13 protein-coding genes and 1 pseudogene are annotated in these 17,461 nt (G+C 70.2%); 3 read left to right on the plus strand and 11 right to left on the minus strand.

Going from position 1 to position 17,461, the window contains the following annotated elements:
* Positions 1-50 precede the first annotated feature (50 nt).
* The 4 genes from OHS59_RS43160 to OHS59_RS43175 form a co-directional block, all read right to left on the minus strand.
* Positions 51-3,293: a family 78 glycoside hydrolase catalytic domain gene (locus tag OHS59_RS43160; protein ID WP_328498805.1), complete on the minus strand. Its 3,243-nt coding sequence runs from the start codon at positions 3,291-3,293 to the stop codon at positions 51-53.
* 196 nt (positions 3,294-3,489) lie between these two features.
* On the minus strand, positions 3,490-4,482 hold the full coding sequence (locus tag OHS59_RS43165; protein ID WP_328498806.1) for a GlxA family transcriptional regulator: 993 nt from the start codon (positions 4,480-4,482) through the stop codon (positions 3,490-3,492).
* Positions 4,470-5,117 carry an HD domain-containing protein gene (locus tag OHS59_RS43170; protein WP_328498807.1) on the minus strand — a complete coding sequence of 216 codons (648 nt, stop codon included), beginning with the start codon at positions 5,115-5,117 and terminating at the stop codon, positions 4,470-4,472. The genes OHS59_RS43165 and OHS59_RS43170 overlap by 13 nt, the downstream gene beginning before the upstream one ends.
* A 196-nt stretch (positions 5,118-5,313) precedes the next feature.
* Entirely contained in the window at positions 5,314-5,943 is a 630-nt protein-coding gene (locus OHS59_RS43175) for an ATP-binding protein (RefSeq protein WP_328498808.1), read from the minus strand.
* Positions 5,944-6,110: 167 nt separating this feature from the next.
* Between OHS59_RS43175 and OHS59_RS43180 the strand changes: the two are divergent.
* The 3 genes and pseudogenes from OHS59_RS43180 to OHS59_RS43190 form a co-directional block, all read left to right on the plus strand.
* Positions 6,111-6,362: pseudogene (locus OHS59_RS43180) on the plus strand (ABC transporter permease); the annotation flags it as partial.
* Positions 6,363-6,916: 554 nt separating this feature from the next.
* Positions 6,917-7,156: a hypothetical protein gene (locus tag OHS59_RS43185; protein ID WP_328498809.1), complete on the plus strand. Its 240-nt coding sequence runs from the start codon at positions 6,917-6,919 to the stop codon at positions 7,154-7,156.
* Positions 7,156-7,533 carry a fic family toxin-antitoxin system, toxin component gene (locus tag OHS59_RS43190; RefSeq protein ID WP_328498810.1) on the plus strand — a complete coding sequence of 126 codons (378 nt, stop codon included), beginning with the start codon at positions 7,156-7,158 and terminating at the stop codon, positions 7,531-7,533. The genes OHS59_RS43185 and OHS59_RS43190 overlap by 1 nt, the downstream gene beginning before the upstream one ends.
* Positions 7,534-7,673: 140 nt before the next feature.
* Here the strand turns inward: OHS59_RS43190 and OHS59_RS43195 are convergent, their stop codons facing one another.
* The 7 genes from OHS59_RS43195 to OHS59_RS43225 all read right to left on the minus strand — a co-directional run bounded on the left by OHS59_RS43195 (position 7,674) and on the right by OHS59_RS43225 (position 17,273).
* A complete protein-coding gene (locus OHS59_RS43195) occupies positions 7,674-9,107 on the minus strand; it encodes a COG1470 family protein (protein ID WP_328498811.1) in 1,434 nt (477 codons plus the stop codon).
* Positions 9,108-9,393: 286 nt separating this feature from the next.
* Positions 9,394-11,748 (minus strand): 2-dehydropantoate 2-reductase, encoded by a 2,355-nt coding sequence (locus OHS59_RS43200; protein WP_328498812.1) that lies wholly within the window; start codon positions 11,746-11,748, stop codon positions 9,394-9,396.
* Positions 11,745-12,563, minus strand: a complete 819-nt coding sequence (locus tag OHS59_RS43205) for an SDR family NAD(P)-dependent oxidoreductase (RefSeq protein WP_328498813.1) — start codon at positions 12,561-12,563, stop codon at positions 11,745-11,747. The genes OHS59_RS43200 and OHS59_RS43205 overlap by 4 nt, the downstream gene beginning before the upstream one ends.
* Positions 12,563-13,894 (minus strand): MFS transporter, encoded by a 1,332-nt coding sequence (locus OHS59_RS43210; protein WP_328498814.1) that lies wholly within the window; start codon positions 13,892-13,894, stop codon positions 12,563-12,565. Before OHS59_RS43210 ends, OHS59_RS43205 begins: the two co-directional genes overlap by 1 nt.
* Positions 13,891-14,889, minus strand: coding sequence for a polysaccharide deacetylase family protein (locus OHS59_RS43215; RefSeq protein WP_328498815.1), 999 nt, complete (start codon positions 14,887-14,889; stop codon positions 13,891-13,893). Before OHS59_RS43215 ends, OHS59_RS43210 begins: the two co-directional genes overlap by 4 nt.
* A 198-nt stretch (positions 14,890-15,087) precedes the next feature.
* The gene (locus tag OHS59_RS43220) at positions 15,088-16,110 is read right to left on the minus strand and encodes an Lrp/AsnC family transcriptional regulator (protein WP_328498816.1); all 1,023 of its coding nucleotides are present in this window, start codon (positions 16,108-16,110) and stop codon (positions 15,088-15,090) included.
* A 179-nt stretch (positions 16,111-16,289) separates the two neighbouring features.
* Entirely contained in the window at positions 16,290-17,273 is a 984-nt protein-coding gene (locus tag OHS59_RS43225) for a nitrilase-related carbon-nitrogen hydrolase (protein WP_328498817.1), read from the minus strand.
* Positions 17,274-17,461: the final 188 nt, after the last annotated feature.

Below are 17,461 nucleotides of genomic sequence, written 5' to 3' on the forward strand. Positions count from 1 at the left end.
TTCCGGTGCCTGCCGCTCGGGCAGGCACCGGCCCCTGAATCCTTGGCGTCCTAGCCGGTGACCCGGAAGACGTGGCTGCCCGCACCGACGGTGAAGCGGGCGTAGCCGTCCCTGCGCTCGCCGCCCTTCGCCGCCGCCGGTGCGTGTGCCTTCTGCCGGGCCGTCACCGGTACGAGGACTTCGGCGGTCGACCCCACGGGCACGTCGACGCGCAGGGTGACTTGTCCCTTCTTCCGGGTCCATGACGAGGCGATCCGGCCGAACGGCGACTCGACGTGGGCGGAGGCGTGTGTCAGGTCGCCGACGAGGCTGGGGCGGATCCTCACCTTCGTGTAACCGGGTGCGGCGGGTTCGATCCCGGCGACACCCTGGTAGAGCCAGTCGTCCACCGTGCCCATGAACGCGTGGTCGTGCGAGCGCGAGTTCGCGTTCCACTCCTCCCACATGGTCGTGGCGCCCAGGCTCTCGAACCAGTAACCCCAGCCTGGATAGGTCGGGTTGGTGGCCACGGTGTACGCCAGGTCGGCGTGCCCGGCCTCGGTGAGGACCGGCAGGAGCACCTTGGTGCCGAGCGCGCCGGTGTCCAGATGGTCGTCACGGGTGTGGATGTCGTCGACGAGACTGTCGATCACGGCCCGTCGGTGCTCCTCGGGCACCAGGCCGAAACTCAGCGGGAGAAGGTTCGACGTCTGGCGGTAGCCCGCGTCCCTGTTGTCGTAGTAGGCGTGCTCGTCCGGGTCGTAGAACGTGGCGTTGAAGGTGTCCTTGACCTGGGCGGCGAAGGACTCGAAGTGCCGCGCGTCGGCGTCGTGACCCAGCGCCCTCGCCATCGTGGCGAGCCGTGTCGCGGTGAGGTAGATGTACGAGGTCCCGGACAGCCGGGTGCCCTCAGGAGCGTTGGCACCTTCCGGGGAGAGCCAGTCACCGTAGCTGAAGCCGGTGTAGATACCGCCGGTGGCGGCGATGTCGTGCTCGTAGTACGTCAGCCAGGCCTTCATGCCGTCGTAGTTGTCGGCGACCGCCTCGGTGTCGCCGTAGTACCAGAAGAGGTCCCAGGTGCCGAGGATGTAACTGGCTGACCAGATGGGGTCCTTGACCTTCTTGCCCGACTCGGTGGTGGGGACGGTGGGACCGATCGATCCGTCGGCGTTCTGGTCGTCGCGGTGCGAGCGCATCCAGTTCGCGAGGAAGTTCTGCATGTCGAAGTTCGCGATCGCCGAGTCCGCGAACAGGAAGCCGTCGGCCGTGTAGGGCCGCTTCTCGTACATGGGTGTGTCGGTCGGGATCGAGTGCAGGTTGTTGAGGATCGTGTCGGCCTGCGCGTCCTGGTAGCGGTTCAGCAGGCCGTCCGAGCTGGTGAAGCCGCCCGTGGACGTCACCGCGGTGTGCACCCTCATCCCGTCGGCCGAACGGAGGGTGACTCCCTTGGGAACGACGACCTGGGCGTAGCGGAAACCGGCGTAGCTGTAACTCGGCTGGTAGTGCTCCACTCCGTCGCCCTTGAGGGTGTACGAGTAGGTCTGCAGCCCCATCCCGAAGGCGCCGGTGTTGTCGACGGTGCCGTCGGCACGCAGCTTCTCGCCGTAGGTGACGGTGACCGTCGCCCCGGCCGGCCCTTCGACGCCGACGCGCGCCCAGCCGGCGGTGGGGCTGCCGTAGTCGTAGACGTGGGTGCCGTCCGCCGGAGTGGTGGTGTGCTCGGCCTTCAGCCGGTCGGTGACCTTGATGGGCGGGAAGTCCTCCGAGCGGAGTGTGCCCTTCGGGCCGTCGACCTTCAGCGCGGAGTGCCAGGTGCTGTCGTCGAAGCCCGTACGGTTCCACCCGGGCTGTTCCGCCCGGGCGTCGTAGGTCTCACCGAACCAGAGCGACTGCGTGGCCGTCGGCCCGTCGGACACCTTCCACCCGCCGCCGCTGACCACTCGCTGACGCTTTCCGTCGGCGTAGGTGATGTCGAGCTCCAGCTTGAGTTTGGGCTCGCCCCACCAGGACGACGCCTTCCACTCGTCCGGGTTGTCCATCGCGTAGTAGCCGCGCCCCAGGCTGACCCCTACGGCGTTGCCGCCGGTGCGCAGCGCGTCGGTGACGTCGTACGTCGAGTACAGGACGGTCTTGTCGTACACCGTGAATCCGGGTTCGAGTTCCCGGTCGCCGATCCGTTTGCCGTTCAGGTAGAGCTTGTTGTAGCCGAGGCCCGCGATGTGGGCCCGTGCCGACGCGACGCGCCTGCCGGCGGTGAACTCGTCGCGCAGCAGCGTCTCGGGGGGCGGCGGAGCCGACACCGACCGGCCCCAGGGACCTGCGCCGTAGGCGGCGGCCTTGAGGGCGCTCGGCCACTTCCCGTCGTCGTACGCGGGCTGCTCCCACCCGGCGTCCAAGGAGCCGGAAGCTTTCCAGCTGTCGTCGGTGACGAGGTCGGCGGGCGCTCCCGACCCCTGGAAGTTCAGGCTCCCGAGCACGCCCGACGGGCCTTGGTTGGTGTTCGTCGCCTCGACGGCCAGCACGTTGGTGCCCGCGTGGAGGTACGAGGCGATGTCGATGACGCTCGCCGACTTCCATGCGTCCGCGACGCGAGGAGAGCTCGCCGCCCGGGTGCCGTTGACGTACAGCGTGAACTGGTCGTCGGCGGTGAGTTGCAGCTCCGCCGTCGTGAGCTGAGCTTCGGTGGGCAGATCGAAGCTCCGGCGCAGGTAGCGCGTCCCGGCGGGGGCCGAGTCGGACGGGTCGTCCTCGGGGTACCAGATCCAGTTCGCGTCGTCGAGCCGCAGCGTCGGCGCCTTGTCGTGCGCTCCGATCCACGTTCCCTGGAAGTCGGCGGGATCGACGAAGGCGGTCTCGAAGCGTGTCTCACCGCTCCACGGCGACACCTTCGCGGACCCGTCCCAGACCCGTACACGCCAGTAGTAGCGCGTACGCGAGGTGAGGGCGGGGCCGTTGTACGTCACGTCGAAGGACCTGGCGGAGCGCACGCGACCGCTGTCCCAGACCCCGCCCCGGCCACCGGGCGCTGCCGACACCTCGACCTGGTAGGCCACCTGCCGGACACCCGCGCGACCGGCAGCGTTCCGGCCCGGGGACACCTGCCAGCTGAGCCTCGGCCTGGCGGTGTCGACCCCCAGCGGCCTGACCTGATGCTCGACCTTGAGCCCGCTCACTGCGAGCGCCGATTCGCTTGCCGACAGGCCCCGTTGCGGGTCCTCAGGGGGCACGCCGGCCGCGCTGGGCGTCGAACCCAGACCGGACATCACCGTCACGAGCGCCAGCATCAGCCCGGCAGCCGTTCTGCGCTTCCTCACGCTTGCCTCCATCGATGACATACAGCCCGGCGCGCCGCGCGAAACAGCCTCGCGTAAGAATTGAATCGTTTCAATCCAGCCTTATGTCACTCAACCACAGGCGTCACAAGGGCGACAAGGGGTCGTCAGTGAGCTTGTTCATCGATGAGCGGGGCCATCTGCCCGCAGGCATCACCGGCCCGGTGCCGGCCCTGTATCAGGGGGTCGCGGTGCTGTGGAACCGGGCGCGGTACTGCGTCGGGGCGATACCCAGGACGCGCTGGAAGACCCGTCGCAACGACTCCGACGAGCCGAACCCCACCTGCTGCGCCACCTCTTCGACGGTGCCGCCACCGTCCTCGAGCAGTGCCTGGGCGGCCTCGATCCTGACGGACTCCACGTACCGGCCGGGCGTCATACCGATTTCGGTGCGGAAGAGCCGTTCCAGGTGCCGGCCGCTCAACCCGGCCGCGGACGCCAGGGCCGTGAGGGTGTGAGACGCCGCCGGATCCTCGGTGACGCGGTCCATCACCCGGCGCACCGACGGATGCTGTGGCTGCCGCGGAGCCAGCCGGGCGCTGAACTGGGCCTGCCCACCGGGTCGGGCCATGAAGACGACCAGTTGCCTGGCCACGCTGCGGGCGATCTCCGCACCCCAGTCCTCCTCGACCAGGGCCAGGGAGAGATCGATGCCCGCGGTGACACCCGCTGACGTAAGGACATGGCCGTCCCGCGCGAAGACGGGGTTGTCCTCCACCCGCACCCGGGGGCACGCGGCAGCCAACTGGGCCGCGAGCTCCCAGTGCGTGGCGGCGCGGCGGCCGTCGAGGACACCGGCCTCGGCCAGGAGGAAAGCTCCCGCACACACCGACGCCACGCGCTCCACCTGCCCGGTCAACCGAGCGACCAACGTGACCAGGCCGGTGTCGGCCACCGCCGCGCGCCAGTCCGACTGCCCCGCGACCAGCAAGGTGCTGCGGCGCCGCGAAAACCTGCCGGGCGGTCCACCGGCACCGATGACCAGACCCGACGAGGTGGTGACGGACTCGCCGGTCGGCGACACCACCCGCACGTCGTAGTCGGCCCCGTAGCGGTTGGCTGTCGTGAAGACCTCCACCGGGCCGGTGACATCGAGGAGCTGCACCCCGTCGAACGCCACGATGACGACCGTGCGTCGACCACGGGGCCCGCGCCGCGCTACTCCTTCCACGTGGAGTCCTGGATCGTCCGGACGAAGTCTCCCCGCTCGAAACCGGGAACGAAGTGCTCCAGGACGTCCGCCTTCACATTGCCGAAGGTCGTCTCCGGCTTGGAGCGGATGCCGTCGGTGAACGCGTCCAGGATGCGGCGCTTGAAGTCGGGGCGCGGATGCAGAGCCACGACGGCACCGCGGTCCTCGGCGGAGACACTGTCGTATCCGATGCCCAGGACGTCGTACTCGACCCCCGCCGTGACCAGCGCCACCTCCGGTTCCATGAACTGCGGGATGCCGGGGGTGGTGTGCAGCGCGATCGCCGTCCAGACACGGCGGACGCTGTCCTCGGGCACGCCGTAGGACTGCAGGAACCGCCTGGCCTCGTCCGCGCTGTCCACCTCGAACCGGCGTCCGCTGTGATGGAATTCCTCGTTCAGACCGACGTCGTGGAACATCGCCCCGAGATACAGCAGTTCCGCGTCGAAGCTGAGGTCACGCTCGCGGCCCCGCAGGCTCCCGAAGAAGTACACCCGGCGTGAATGGTGGTAGATGAGCTCGTCGGTGGTGTCCCGGATCAGCTCCGTCGCCTCGCGCGCCAACTTCGTGGCAGGCACCGTCACACCCGCGGCCGTAACAAGATCGCTCGTCATGCTTCCGCTCTCCGCTCCTTGTCGGCGCACCCGATCGGTCCGCCACCTACAGCTTCGTCCGACGGCATGCCGTCCGCCATGGCGATATCGTCCCCTGTCCCACAGATGACGACATGTCGCGGGACAAGTGGGCCCGAGCCGTTCCTGAGGCCGATCGGGGCTTGTCCAGGGCTGGGGCCCGCACGTTCTGCACGTTCTACGGGAAACGGACGGTGACGGTCATCCCGCCGTCCGGGTTGGCGCCGGCGACAACCCGGGCGTGGTGGGTACGGGCGATGGTGGCGACGATGGAGAGACCGAGACCCGCTCCTTCCCCCGGCGCGTGGCTGCGCCTGCCCAGGCGCCGGAAGGGCTCGAACAACTGGGGCGCGACCTCGCCGGGGATGAACGGGCCGGTGTTGACGACGATCAGCGTTCGGCCCGTGACAGTGACGTCGATGGCGCCACCGGCGTGGTCGTCCCGTGACACGTCGATGGCGCCACCGGCGTGGTTGTAACGCAGTGCGTTGTCGAGCAGGTTACGCACCAGCAAGGACAGGAGGACCACGTCACCGTCGACGGTGACGGGCTCGCACCGGGAGGTGAGGGTGATGCCGCGTTGTTCCGCCTCCCGCATCCTGTCGGCGACGACGTCGGCCACCGTCTCGTCCAGTCGCAACGGCACGACGTCGATAGGCTCCTGGTCCGCGGCGGCGAGCAGGAGCAGGGATTCGACGAGGTGCTCGCTCCGGTCGGCGACGCGCAGCAGCTCTTCGAGTATCCACGCGACGTGATCGGGATCGGGGTCGGCGAGGCCGATCTCGGCCGCCGAACGCCAGATGGCCATGGGAGTGCGCAATTCGTGGGCGGCGTTCGCGGCACATCGCTGCTGGGCGGAGACCAGCTTCTCCAGACGGTGAGCATGGCGTCCAAGGTGTCTGCGAGGTTCTTCAGTTCGCCGGGCGGCCCGGCAAGCGCAATGCGCTGGTGCAGGGTCTCTCCGGAGAGCCTGCCCGAGGGCAGATCAGGGGCCAGTTCGTCACCGAGTCCCTGCTGCTGTCCGGCCTCGGAGGCGTCGCCGGAATCCTGCTCGGCACGGCCGTCACAGGCACGTACGCCCTCGGAAACCGTATTCCCTGGGTCATTCCACTGTGGGCGGTCGGCGGCGGATTCGCCGCAGCGCTGCTCATCGGCAGCATCGCGGGCCTGCAGCCAGCCGTCCGCGCGTCCCGCCTCTCGCCGACGCTCGCGCTCCACCCGGCTTGAACCCGTTGGACCAGGACACCAAGTGTCAGGCGGTGTTACGTAGAAGCCCGTTGGCTTTGTCCGGTCTGTGAGTGTGGGCAACTTGCCCTGGGGCAGCACCAGATGGCCGGCGAGCGGTTCGGAAGACAGCCGAACCGCTCCGCACGAGGCCCCGCCAGTGTCTCGACACTCACAGACCGCTCTCGCCCACGTCAGCGGCGGCGCAGCATCATGACGACGGCGATGATGATGATAATGACGACGACGGTACCGAGACCTATGTACACGGGTTTCTCTTTCTGTCGGAAGAGCGGCACCCATCGGTGTCGCAGAAGGCCGGGTGCCCCCGTGGAGGCCTTTCACCCCGCCCACGAGATTCCGTCGTTCTGCTGTGACCTGTGACCTGTGACCTGTGACCTGTGACCTGTGACCTGCGACCAGTGCCCGGCCTGCCCGTCGCCCGTGGTCCCGGCGGAGCAGTCGTCCGAGATCTGCTCGTACTGGATCCGTCCGCGACTGCGGCAGGAATGAGGAGCCCCTGTACCAAGACTGGTAACGACTGTTACCATGCGGGAATGGCTAAGACACAACTGGGCGCACGAGTGGACCAGGACATTGCGGAACTCGCGCGAAAGCGTGCCGCCGACCTGGGGCTGAGCATCGGGGACTACCTCGCCCGGCTGGTCCAGGACGATGCCAGCGGCCTGCGCGCCCGCAGCGTCGAGGCGGCTGCTCGCTTCCTCGCCGATCACCAGTCGGTCTTCGACGACGCCGAGGATGCACGCCAGGCGCCCGAGGGAGTACGCGTAGCCTGATGGACCTGCACATCGACGTTGCCTGGATCCTGCAGGTCGCCGAGGCGGCCGGAGCGGACGACCCCGCCCCCGACGACTACGGAGTTCCGGTCTCGGCGGTCGCCCGTCACCGGGCCGAGCTCTTCGAGCAGCGTGTCTACGGCAGTCCGTACGCCAAGGCCGCTGCCCTGATCCACACGCTGGGCCGGTGCCGCTGGCTGGAGCGCTCGAACCTGGCCGTGGCCGCCGCGACAGGCGTCATGTACCTCGACGCCGCCGGAATCTCCGTCAAGCCGACCCGTGAGGACGCGGTCGCTCTCAAGGACCTGCTGCTCGATCCCACCTGCACCGCTGGGAAGATCACCGCACTGCTGCGAACCTGGCCCACCACGACCTGATCCCTCGGCGGCCCCAGCACCGTCGCTCGACAGTGTTGCTCGATCTGGGCGAGGGCTTCTCTGTCAGTCAGACGACAACTCCGGCTTCCCCGCCTCGAACTGCGCGTGGCGGGACCGGAGTTGTGACTGAACGGTTCGGGTCACACCGTGAGCTTGATCGCTTCGAGCCAGAGGTCGTTGTTGTGGGTGCCGGCGTAGGTGAAGTCGAACCCGGCCTTGGGGTCGTCGCATTCCAGGCCGAGCCAGGCGTCGTTGTGGACGTGCGCGGTCTGGCAGACGGCTCCGCCGCCGCCATCGACGTTGATGGTGAACCCCAGCATGTTGGGGGCGTCCTTCTTGGTGCTGCCGAGGTAGTTGTCGATGCCGTCGGCGACGCCCGACCACGGGTCGGGGAAGTGCCCCTCGCCGTTGGTCGACCCGGGGTTGTGGACGAAGGCGGCGCCGGCCGTGCCCTTGGTGCCTGAAACGGCGATGTTGACGGCCTTGAGCGGCGTCTCCTTGCCCACGGTGCCGGCCGTCTCGCCGTCGCACACGGCGTCGGTCCAACCCTGGCCCGACACATAGGCCCGATAGCAGATGTGCCGTCCGCTCGGGTCCTGCGCGGCCAGTTTCTGGACGGCGGTCGCGGCGGTCTTCTCCGGAGCCTTGGTCTCCTTGTCCTCCGAACCACCGCCTCCCGCACCGGCCGCGGCTCCGCCCGCCTTCTGCGACTCGGTCGCGGCCGGGGGCACTGTGGGAGCCCCGGACGGGACCTTGGGCGCCTCGGGCGAGGCCGTGGGACTCGGTGGCAGGGTGCTGATGCCGGCTTCCTGGAGCTTCTCCGTGGCGGAGCTGCGAACTTGGGGCTTGTAGGCGATCCACAGCATCACGAAGGTGATCGCGAGGGCCATGAACACACCGAGGAAGGTGGCCAGCCAGCGTGGCAGGAAGCTTCGCTGGACGTAGGTGCCTTGGACGTCCATCGGTTCCACACCGGACCGCTGCACGGTCAGGGTGTAGGGCCGGTCCTCCTTCGATCCGAACCAGCTGATCTGGCGCGGTTTCAGCGTCGTCTTCACGAACGCCGCCCGCCCCGGCTCGATCTGTACGTTCGACGGATAGATGTCGTACGAGAGCTGGTCGCCGTTGTCGCTGCCGCTGACCGACGCCGTCAGCTTCGTGTTGCCGAGGTTGTCCACGGCCAGCTTCGGACGGCCCCGGAAACGCCCCTTCACCGTCGGCGGCACCAGCTCCGCCCGCACCTCCGTGAACGGAGTGATCGTGAGATTGCCCTCGGGGACGGTGGTCGCCTCCGGATGCTCGGTCGGCGTGATGCGTATGGCGTACGGGTTGGGTCCTGCCGTCGCATCGGGTGTCCGTGGTGGCGCGAAGGCGAGGTCCACCGAGCCCGTCGTCCCCGGATACAGCCGCAGTGTCTGCGGTTCGACCCTCGTCCAGGGTGCCAGTGGACCGACCGCCTCGAAGCGGTACTCGTCCACCACGTCACCGGTGTTGCGCAGACGCAGCCGCACAGTCGTACTGCCACCCGGGTCCACTGTCGCGGAGGCGGGTTCCAGGGAAGTCCATAGGCTCACTTCCGGAGGTTAAACGCGACACCTGTGCCGAGTCAGGAAGCGGCAGGGCACGATGGGTGCCCGAAGAGGCGGGGCCTACTGCCCCGGCTATCGGTATCGCGCTGGGCTTGTCTTCCGCCCTTCACGAAGTCACCTCGGGGCAGATCGACTACCGCTTCCGCAGACGCACCAGACGCACCAGACGCACCAGACGCACTGGCTGGACCCACTGGGCTGAAGCCTGTTGTTCAACTCGTCGGGGACACCCCCGTCGGCGACGTCCGGACAGCCTGATCCGTTTTCTGGGTCATCCCGCGGCCAACGAGGTCAGCACCGTGGCGGCCAGCGCGGAGCGTGCGACCATGCCGGACACCGAGGTGTTCTCCGAGCGGGCGTGCGCGCCCGAGCCGACCGCGCCGATGCCGTCCAGGACGGGCGTGCCCGCGGCAACGACGAAGTTGCCGTCACTCGCGCCGCCGACGGACGCCTCCCGCAGGTCCTCCCCGAGCAACGCCGCGCAACGGCGGGCCAGTTCAGCGAGCGCCGCGACCTGTTCGGTGCGCTCGAAGACGGGCCGGTTCCAGTCCCCGGTGATCTCCACGCGGGTGCGCGGATCAACCGGGCTCAAGGCGGCGAGGGCATCGGTGACGCGGTTCTGCTCGGCCGCGGAGGCGACGCGGATGTCGATGCGGCCGACGGCCCGTCCGGCGGTGACGTTGCTGCGGGTGCCGCCCTCGACCACGCCCACGTTGAGGGAGGTGCCCGCGTCCGGGTCGCGCAGTTCGGCCAGGCGCAGGATCTGGTGGGCGAGTTCGTCGACCGCGCTAGCTCCGGCGGTGGGGTCGAGTCCGGCGTGGGCCTCGCTCCCGGTGACAGTGAGGGTGAAGAGTCCGACACCCTTGCGGGCCGTCTTGATCGCACCGTCCGCGGCCGCCTCGAAGACCATGGCGAGCCTGCTGCCGCGGGACCCGGCGACGATGGCCTCGTGGGAAGCGAGGCTGCCGGTCTCCTCGTCGCCGTTCAGCATCAGGGTGCAGGCCGGCCTGGGCAGGCCCAGGGCGTCGAGGGCGCGCAGGGCCCACACCGCTTGCACGAGACCGGCCTTCATGTCGAACACGCCGGGCCCGCTGATGTGGTCGCCGTCCCGCAGGAAGGGCCAGTGGTCGAGAGTGCCGGTCGGCCAGACGGTGTCGTAGTGGCCGAGGAGCAGAACCGGCCTGCCGTCCTCGGCGGCCGGATCCCGGGCCGGGTACCGGCGGACGAGGATGTCCCCGGCCCCCGCCTCGGACCCCGTCCGCGCCCCGGCCTCCGCCTCCGCCTCCGCCCGGGGAAGAATCTCTTCGGCGTCCGGTGCCCCCAGACGCCGGTCCAGCCAGTCGCGCAGCCAGCCGAGACAAGCGGCGAGGTCGGCGGGGTCGTCGCTGGCACTGCCCTGGGAGGTGTACGCGTCGAGGTCGGCGACCATGTCCTCGCGGTGCTCGTCGAGCCACCGCCGAACCGCCGCGGCCTGCTCCGCCCCCGGCAACCGTCCGGGCACCGCGGGCCGGGAAGGCCGGCCAGGCTCCAGGCGGTCCGGCTCGTCCAGCAGTCCGGTCGCCGTCGGTCCGCTCGCCGTTGTTCCCGGCGGTGTCGGTCCGGCGAGGCGGTCCAGTTCCTCCAGCCGCGACTCCGACATCCCGTCCGGCGCGCCCTCCAGTTCGCGCAGGCCGTCCATGACGTTGCGCAGCAGTGGCGTGGGCAGTCCTTCGCGGGCCGCGTCGTCGAAGACGTCGGCGTAATGGGTGGTCACCTCGACGGGCCGGTGCCGTACGGCGAGGTCCCGCCAGATGCCGCTGCGGTCCTTCGCCTGGGTACGCAGCCACGCGCTCAGGCGGTCGAAGGCCGCGTCGCGCTCCGCCGGGTCCGTTCCTTGCCGCAAGGGGTGGGGGTCGAAGGCGTCGAAGGCCTCCAGAGTCACGCCGAGCCGGTCGGCGACGGCGAAGATCTCACCGGTGAGTCCGGCCATGGCGGGACGGTGCCGGTCGATGAGGTCGGCCATGGGCGCGTCGGCGAGGGCAGTGGCGGCGAGCATCGCCCCGAAGCCGGCCTTGGCCCACAGATACCCCTCGACGTTGTCGCTGGCCACGGCCGGGCCCCAGCTCCGCAGGTCGGCCACGACCGCGCGGACCCGGGGGCTCACCGGCGCGCCGCCGACCTCGCCGATGACGAGCGCACCGGCGCCGCCGTCCAGGACGACACCCGGTTCGACCACGTCGGCGAAGATGTTCACGAACGCGGCGACGGTCCGGTGGGCGCCCACGTGCTGGGCGATCAGGGCCTCGTTGAAGCCGTTCTGGAGGGAGACCACATAGCCGTCCGGCTCCAGGCGGGGCGCGATCCAGGCCGCCGCGGTGGCCGTCGCCTGTGCCTTCACGGCCAGCAGGACCCGTCCGAGGGTGCCGGAGAACTCGTCCGGAGTGGCGGCGGCGACCGGCACGCTCGTACGGGACTCGCCGTGTGCGACGACGAGGCCGCGGGCGCGGATCGCGGCCACGTGGGCGGGGTCGGTGTCGACGAGGGTGACCGGGTGGCCGGCCCGCGCGAGGGCGAAGGCCAGCGTGCCGCCGATCGCACCCCCGCCGACGACGGTGTAGGCGGCCCGCTGCGGGGAGGGGTCGGTCATGAGGAGAGTCCTTCCGAGGTGGCGGCCGGGATCGCCGTGTGGGGGGTGGCGCGGGTGTCGCCGGGCTGCCAGATGCGGGGCAGGTGCAGGGCGCCCGTACTGGATCCGCCGTCCACGCGCAGGACCTCCCCGGTGATCCAGGAGGCGTCGGGGCCGGCGATCCAGCACACCGCGTGGGCGATGTCCCGCGGGCTGCCCGGGCGCCCCAGCGGGTTGGCGCCGATGGCCGAGGCGTACTCGGCGGAGACGGGATTGCAGTCGCTGTACACCTGGACGAACCCGGGGCTGACGGCGTTGACGCGGATGCCGTGCTCGCCCAGCTCCAGGGCGGCGGCCCGGGTGGCCATCTCCAGAGCGGCCTTGGAACTCGCGTACGGGCCGCCGCCGGGGCGGGCCCGCAACGCGGAACCGGAGGAGATGTTGACGACCGCGCCGGACCGCCCGGCCGCCATGGCGAGCCGGGCGAACGCGGCGGTCGCGAGCACGGGGGCGCGGAGGTTCACGGCGAACAAGCGGTCCCAGGCGCGAGCGTCGACTTGCGCCATGTCCAGGGACGGGTAGACACCCGCCGCGTTGACCAGAACGTCCACGGGGCCGTGCTCCGCCCAGGCCGCCTCGACCAGGGCGGCGGGCGCGTCCGGATCGGTGAGGTCCGCGGCGTGCGCCGTCGTGCCACCGCCCAGCCGGGCCACGGTCCGTTCCAGCGCCTCGGGATCGCGGTCGGCGAGCGTGAGCAGCGCACCTCGCGCGGCGAACTCCTCGGCGATCGCCCCGCCGATGCCTCCCGCGGCACCGGTGACGAGCACGTGCGCCATCAGTCGAACTCCTTGTCCTTGGTCTCCGGCATCGTGAGGTAGACGACGAGGGAGATGAGCGCGGCGCCGGACACGTAGATCCACAACAGGTCGGTGTGGCCGTTCTCGTGCATCCAGGTGGTCAGGTAGGGCGCCGTGCCGCCGAAGACCGCTACGGCGAGGGCGTAGGGCAGGGCGATGCCCGTGGCGCGTACCTCCGCCGGGAACTGCTCGGCCATGATGACGGCGCAGTTGGCGGAGTAGCCGAGGATCAGCAGCATGCCGACGAGCTGGACCAGGAACAGACTGAGGAAGCTGCCGCTGAGCAGGTGCAGCAGCGGCCAGGCCAGGACCACGAAGCCGCCGGCGAAGGCCGCCATGGTCGGCTTGCGGCCGATCCGGTCCGAGAGCAGCCCGACGAACGGCAGCGCGACGACGAACACGACCAGGCACAGCGTCTGCGACAGCAGGGCCGTCTTCAGTGGGATGCCGGTGGTCAGATTCGCGTACGTGGGAAGGTAGTTGACCCAGATGTAGTAGGTCAGGGTGCCCGCGATCGTGATGCCGGCGACGCGCAGGGTCGCCGCCGGGTGCTCGACGAACATCGTCTTGACGGGGTTGGTACGGGTCCGGCCCGTGTCCTGCGCCTGGGTGAAGGACTCGGTGTCCTCGACCGTGACGCGCAGCCACAGACCGACCAGGCCGAGGAGCCCGCCGAAGACGAACGCGGCGCGCCAGCCCCAGGAGTGCACGGCGTCGTCGCTGAGCGTCGAGGTGGTGAGGGTGCCCAGGAGCGAGGCGATGAGGACACCGCCCGCGACCGACACCTGCTGCCACGACCTGGCGAACGCGCGCCTGCCGCGGGCCGCCGACTCCACGAGGAAGGCGGAGGACGAACCGAACTCGCCGCCCGCTGAGAAGCCCTGGACCAGCCGGGCGACGAGCAGGACGAGTGGCGAGAGGACGCCGATGGTGTCGTAGTTCGGTGTGATCGCGATCAGGAAGCCGGCGCCCGCCATCAGGGCGACCGTGAGGGTCATGCCCTTCTTACGGCCGTGGCGGTCGGCGTAGGCGCCGAGCACGGCGGCGCCGACGGGGCGCATCACGAAGCCGACGGCGAACACGGCGAGCGTGGACAGCAGGGCCACCGCTCCGTCGCCCTTGGGGAAGAACTCGTCAGCGATGATCTTGGCGAAGATGGAGTACAGGGCCCAGTCGACCCATTCGACGGTGTTGCCGATGGTGCCGGCGACGATGGCCTTGCGCTGGGCGCCGCTCAGTCTGCCCGGGGCGGGGGAGCCGCCGCCTTTGGACAGGGGACCGGCGGGTGGCGTGGCGGATCCGGTGGTCATGGCGTCTGCTCCGGGGCGTCGGGGACGGAACTGGCGGTCGTCCGGTCGTTCGGCGAGGTCGTCCCGCTGTTCGGTGGGGCCGTCTCGCCGTTCAGCGCGGTGCGGGCCATGGCGGCGAGTTGGGCGTGTGTGGCGTACCAGACGCCGGAGTGGGCGGCGATGTGGTCGAGGAGTCCGCGCAGCGCCACCAGCCGCGAGCGGTGGCCGATGACGTGCGGGTGCAGGGTGAGCTGGAAGACGCCGCCCTCTCGGTACGCGGCGTCGAATTCGTCGGTCCAGATCTCCAGCACGTCGCGCGGGCGGCTGTGCGGGCGGACGGAGCCGTAACGGTCCATCGTGAAGTACGGGGCGTCGTCCCGGATCCAGTCCACGGGAATCTCGACCAGGCCGGTGGGCCTGCCGTCGGCGACGATCTCGTAGGGCTCGTCGTCGGCCATCAGCGAGGAGTCGTAGGCGAAGCCGAGTTCGAGCATGATGTCGAGCGTCGAGTCGGAGAAGTCCCAGGACGGTGTGCGGATTCCGACGGGGCGCTGCCCGGTCAGCGTGTCGAGGGTGTCCAGGGCGCGTGCGGTCAGTTCCCGCTCGTCGGCGCGGCCCAGCAGCGTGTTGCGCTCGTGGATCCAGCCGTGGACGGCCAGTTCGTGCCCGTCACGCGTGTAAGCGCGGGCCTCCTCGGGGTGCAGGAGGGCGGAGACCGCCGGCATGAAGAACGTCGCGGGGACGCCGTACCGGGCGAGGAGGTCCAGGATCCGGGGTGCGCCGACGCGGGCGCCGTACTCGCCCTGGGCGAGGCGGCCGGGGCTGGTCTCGCCGTCGCGCAGCGGGATCGTCTCGTGGTCCGAGTCGAAGGACAGCGCGACGGCCACGCGGGCGCCGCCGGGCCAGCGGTCGGGGATCAGCCGCCGTCCGGCACGCACGGCGTCGGTGTGAGCGCGCCAGGTCTGTTCGGTCCAGCGCCAGCTGTCCGCGGGCAGGCCGGAGTCGTCTGTGGGCATGGTGACTCCACGAGGGTCGGGGACGGGACGAAGAAGAGAAGAAGTGGGGGACGAGAGGTGGGACCGACGCCGGGAGCCGTCGCGGGGCCCGAAGGGGCGGGCGCTCGCTGAGGAGTGACGGACTCACGCAGTACGGACTCAGGCAGTACGGACTTCGGCGGTGCGGACGCAAGCGGTGGGGACGTAAACGGTGGGGACTTAAGGGGTACGGGCTGCGGTGGGACGGACCATCCGGTGCCAGGAGTACTTCATGGTGACGAGGTGCAGTGTCACGTCGGAGGCCATCAGTCCAGGCAGCGCCCCGATGACGTCACTGGTGTAGCGGAAGAGGTCGGTACGGCGGGGCAGCACCATGTGCCCGACGAGGTTGAAGCGGCCGGTCGCCGCGCCCAGGAACTTGGTTCCCGGATGCCGCGCGAGCTGGCGTCCCGCGGCGTCGAGCCGGTCGGGCTCGATCGACAGCCAGACCATGAACTCCGCGTCGTACCCGATCAGCGCCGGTTCGACGAGGGTGCGGAACTGGAGGACGCCGCGGGCGATGAGCCGGTCCATGGCCCGCGCGACGCTGGACTCGGTGTGCTCCAGGTTCCTGGCCAGGGTGCTGACCGGGGTGCGGCCGTCCTCCTTGAGGGCCGCGACGACCGCCTGCTCCAGGGTGGTGAGCGCTTGTGGTGTCACGTCCCAGTCGGCGCGGTCGCAGGACGACGCCAGGGTTTCGGGCCGCAGGTCGGCCGCCGCCTCGGCGGGCAGCAGCCCGGTGTCCCACATCGACGCCGAGGTGAACGCGCGGATGACCGGTACGGCCTCGGTGCTGGTGATGAGGTCGGCCGCCGGCAGATCGGTGAAGAGCATCCGCATCATCTCCTCGTTGTCGCGGGCGACGAAGTCGACGATCAGGTCGGCGGCGCCGGTGACGACGGCCACGAAGCGGACGTCCGGACTGGCGGTGAGCCGGTCCGCCACCTCCAGTCCCCGTCCGGGCCTGGCCTGAACCCGGACGAGCATGGAGGATCCCTCCCGCGTCCGGTCCAGCTCCAGGGTGCCGACGACCCGCAGCAGCCCGCGCTCGCGCAGGGCCCGGTAGCGCCGCTGGGCGGTCGTCTCGCTGGCGTCCACCCACCGGGCCACCGCGCTCCACGGGGCACGACCGTTGAGCTGGAGCGCGGCGATGATGCGCCGGTCCAGTTCGTCGACGGTGTCCGCGGGGGCTCGGTGGTTCATGGCGCCGACGCTAATGAGCACCTGGGCCGCCGTCAATGAAGGAATCCTGCATCGCCCCTGGTCAGGGTCGTGTCATCCAGCACCCCGGGGGTTACGGAGGCGTAAAGGACGCAGTTGGGGCCCGTACGCGCGCATGGCTGGAAGATGACGGATTACGCCACATGCGTGTCTGAAAAAGTTCACTCGGCGTCAGTGTGTGGGGTCCGCCCGGTGGTGACCGCGGTGCGGGGAGTCTCGTCGACGCGGAGGCTGAAGATGTCCGGGCGGCCGTAGTGGCCGGTCGGATCGAAGTCGAAACGGGCCCGGGTGAGGTCGTCCAGGTCGAGCCGCGCGCTCAGGATGCCCTCGCCGTCGCGCAGCGGACCGGCGAGGACGTCGCCGAGCGGAGAGACGATGACCGAGCCGCCGCCGATGAGGACGGTGTCCGGAGCGTCGCCCTGGACGGGACGGACGTCGGCGGGCAGGGCGTCCCGGCGCAGGTACTGGCTCGCGCCGAGGACGAAGCAGCGGCCCTCCAGGGCGATGTGCCGCATGGTGGCCTGCCAGGCCTCACGGTCGTCCACCGTCGGGGCGCACCACAGGTCCACGCCCTTGGCGTACATCGCCGTGCGGAACAGTGGCATGTAGTTCTCCCAGCAGATGGCCGCGCCGAGGCGGGCGGCACCGGTGTCGATCACCGGGAGGGTGGAGCCGTCGCCCTGGCCCCAGAGGTAGCGCTCGGCGGCGGTCGGCATCAGTTTGCGGTGCAGGCCCAGATAGCCGCCGGGGCCGAGGAAGAGTGCCACGCAGTAGAGGGTGCCGCCTTTGCGTTCGACCGCGCCGACCACGGCGTGACACCCCAGTTCCCGGGTGAGCGCGGCGAGGGCGTCCACCTCGGGGCCGGGGACGTCGATGGCGGAGGCGTGATACCGGCGGAACAACTCGCGGCCCTCCGGAGTCCGGCTCCCGACGGTGATGCCGAAATCGAGGCCCTTGGGGTAGCCCCCGAGGAACGCCTCGGGCAGGACGACCACCTCGGCACCGTGTTCGCCGACGGCCTGCCGGATCAGCTCCTCGGCACGCGCCACCGCGGCCGGCGTGTCGAACAGCGGGGCCGCGGCCTGGACAACGGCGGCGGTGACGAAACGGGGCTGGACGGCGGGCGGAGGAGTCACGGTATTCATGCGGCGAGGCTAGGAAGCACCCGGCACATCGGGCAAACGTTTCGCCGAGCAGTGTTCTCGGCACTTGTCGCCGGACGGTGTCCCGGGAGACCTCGAACCGCGAACCGCGAACCGCGAACCGCGAACCGCGAACCGCGAACCGCGAACCGCGAACCGCGAACCGCGGACCGCGGACTCCGCAATCTGTG

This window comes from Streptomyces sp. NBC_00414 (genome assembly GCF_036038375.1).
Lineage (GTDB): Bacteria > Actinomycetota > Actinomycetes > Streptomycetales > Streptomycetaceae > Streptomyces.

Coding starts and splice junctions, on each gene's coding strand:
- OHS59_RS43220 (WP_328498816.1), bottom strand. CDS start 16,110: ATGAACCACCGAGCCCCCGCGGACACCGTCGACGAACTGGACCGGCGC.
- OHS59_RS43205 (WP_328498813.1), bottom strand. CDS start 12,563: ATGGCGCACGTGCTCGTCACCGGTGCCGCGGGAGGCATCGGCGGGGCG.
- OHS59_RS43185 (WP_328498809.1), top strand. CDS start 6,917: ATGGCTAAGACACAACTGGGCGCACGAGTGGACCAGGACATTGCGGAA.
- OHS59_RS43190 (WP_328498810.1), top strand. CDS start 7,156: ATGGACCTGCACATCGACGTTGCCTGGATCCTGCAGGTCGCCGAGGCG.
- OHS59_RS43175 (WP_328498808.1), bottom strand. CDS start 5,943: ATGGCCATCTGGCGTTCGGCGGCCGAGATCGGCCTCGCCGACCCCGAT.
- OHS59_RS43200 (WP_328498812.1), bottom strand. CDS start 11,748: ATGACCGACCCCTCCCCGCAGCGGGCCGCCTACACCGTCGTCGGCGGG.
- OHS59_RS43210 (WP_328498814.1), bottom strand. CDS start 13,894: ATGACCACCGGATCCGCCACGCCACCCGCCGGTCCCCTGTCCAAAGGC.
- OHS59_RS43170 (WP_328498807.1), bottom strand. CDS start 5,117: ATGACGAGCGATCTTGTTACGGCCGCGGGTGTGACGGTGCCTGCCACG.
- OHS59_RS43215 (WP_328498815.1), bottom strand. CDS start 14,889: ATGCCCACAGACGACTCCGGCCTGCCCGCGGACAGCTGGCGCTGGACC.
- OHS59_RS43225 (WP_328498817.1), bottom strand. CDS start 17,273: ATGAATACCGTGACTCCTCCGCCCGCCGTCCAGCCCCGTTTCGTCACC.